At 57.2% G+C, this 2,243-nt stretch carries 1 protein-coding gene; it reads left to right on the forward strand.

The genetic code is table 11. From position 1 onward, the window contains the following. The first annotated feature begins 978 nt into the window (after positions 1-978). Positions 979-1,524, forward strand: coding sequence for a hypothetical protein (locus ACM0PY_RS21140; protein WP_126412179.1), 546 nt, complete (start codon positions 979-981; stop codon positions 1,522-1,524). Positions 1,525-2,243 lie beyond the last annotated feature (719 nt).

Below are 2,243 nucleotides of genomic sequence, written 5' to 3' on the forward strand. Positions count from 1 at the left end.
TACATCGAGATGTTCTACAACCCGATCCGCCGGCATGGTTCCGCTGGCGGACTGTCACCGGTAGAGTTTGAAAGGCGCTACGCGCAGAGCGGCAACTGAGTGTCTACAGAACTCTGGCCGGTCCAAACCAGGTAGGGGGAAGCAATGAATAGCTCTCGCGCCGTAAATCCTTCTACGCCTCGGATTGTCGGCGCAGAGCATGAGTTCTATCCATACATATCGGGCTACGGCGTGCTGCAGCGGATCGTTGCACTGGGCATGCCAACAAGTGAGCAACTCATGATCATGGGGGTGAGGCGTAAGACTGGGCGCTCCATGCTCCGCCCTTTGCTTCTGCCGGGCCGGGTGCAGGATACTTTTGCGTCAGCCATCGAAGTCCGTGACGTCACAACGAAGAATCTATGGAATCCGGCCGCGTGGCTTCCAGTTCAATCACTTCGACTTTTCGCGGGTAGTGAGCTTCCATATATGCGGTGCCCCGCATGCGCACTTCACGGCTACCATTGTTCACTATTTCTCCTTCCTTCCATCTCTGCGTGCCCTTGGCATGGCGAGAAGCTCATCAGCCACTGCGAGGCATGCGGAAGGACGCTGGGCACCAGTTTTGACCACTCCGGTGGTCTCGGGACTTGTACTTGTGGATTTCAGCCAATCGACGCCCACACAGCGCTACTGGACGTCAGGCAATTTCCCGCTCGTGAAGTGTCGCAGTGGGTGGATGACTACCTTCATTGGGCATCACGCCAGCGGGCAGGCCGAGTGATTCACTTCCCCAGTGATGCGCAAAGCTGGCCTTCAGCTCTGGCGCGCCTGATTGATAGAACGACTCCTATGCCGCCCGTCCACCAGGACGATGGCAATGCTCACGTAAGGTATGAGGCTTTCCAGCCATCCGCTGACGATCCGGAGCCAGGGGCGTTCTGGGGCTGGGCAATGATTGGCGGCAACTCGGGCCTCATGTGCGCTCCGCTCCCATTGATGGCCTACGATGCTTTGACGCGGGCCACTGCAGCGGCATGCGCCAGGGTCGGACTTGAAGGCCTATCTGTCCTGAGCTTCCGCTCAACGCACTACGACACCCAAGGACCCACTGAGGTAGAGCGGCACGAGTCGTTCCTAGCTCCCTATGGTGTTTCTGCCAGCGGCGCGACTTGGCTCAATCTCTCGGTTGTCGACCCGATGGTAACGTTAGCGTGCGGCACAGCGCTGGAGCTGGCCGCTGCGGCCTTTGGTATCGCGAACGACAAGCCGGATAGGTCCCCTTCCGTAATCGTCGCTTCGGTATTGGACAGCATTAAGGGAAGATCCGCCTTGGTCGACGCGCTTGTGTGGGTTCTGGCAACCGCTTATGAGGAAGGCTTGGCGTTGACGCTTGCAAGGGTGTTCAAGCTGAATCCGAAGGATGTACTGCCTTCAGGTGGGTATCCGGTCATCGAGCTTCAGGGTTCCGCCCGTTCCTTGAGAGAAGTCCGGGTCGCCTGGGTGACACCTCGAAAAACAGCTAGAATCCAGCAGAAATCCTAAGGCAGGCAGTTCTTAGCAATTTTTGCCATCATTGGGGCAACGGCACTGTCTCGTGCCGGACTGCGAACGGCAGTAGCCTTCATGCGAGTACGCAACACAAGGGGAGGCTTTGCCGCCGCGTGGGCTAATTGGCAATTCTAATGAACCCCCGGCAGTCGTGGGCGTGTTTTATGGGCTTCCGGAACTGTTGGGCGTTATTTATGTACTTCTGGAAATGCCGGGCGTCTTTGGTGAACTTCCGGGAATATCGGGCATCTTTGGTGGACTTCCGGAAATATCGGGCATCTTTGGTGGACGGAAGCTGCCAGGAAGAGGCTAAGCTCACCCCATCCATATCTTCTAAAATCAATGCGTTAGAGGCCGGGCGTTTTCGGTGCGGCAGACATACGCATAGGACTAGCCGCCCCTTGGGTCGATTTCGGCTGTATGACGGCAAAGAAGTGCCCTCCCTCAAGCCAACAGACGCCATTTTTTCTGACCAACAATCGCCCCTGACCCGACGGGCGACCGAAAAGATGCCCTCTGGAATCACAAACTGACTACAAGTTGCCCCGAAATGGAAGGTACAGGTACTCGCTCGCTTTGTGGCAAGTCTGGACCGGCCAGAGTTCTGTAGACACTCAGTTGCCGCTCTGCGCGTAGCGCCTTTCAAACTCTACCGGTGACAGTCCGCCAGCGGAACCATGCCGGCGGATCGGGTTGTAGAACATCTCGATGTA

It is taken from the genome of Stenotrophomonas sp. BR163, assembly GCF_047520985.2.
Lineage (GTDB): Bacteria > Pseudomonadota > Gammaproteobacteria > Xanthomonadales > Xanthomonadaceae > Stenotrophomonas > Stenotrophomonas sepilia.

Excerpts from the sequence above, each read along its gene's own strand:
- ACM0PY_RS21140 (WP_126412179.1), top strand. The coding sequence starts at position 979 with ATGGCCTACGATGCTTTGACGCGGGCCACTGCAGCGGCATGCGCCAGG.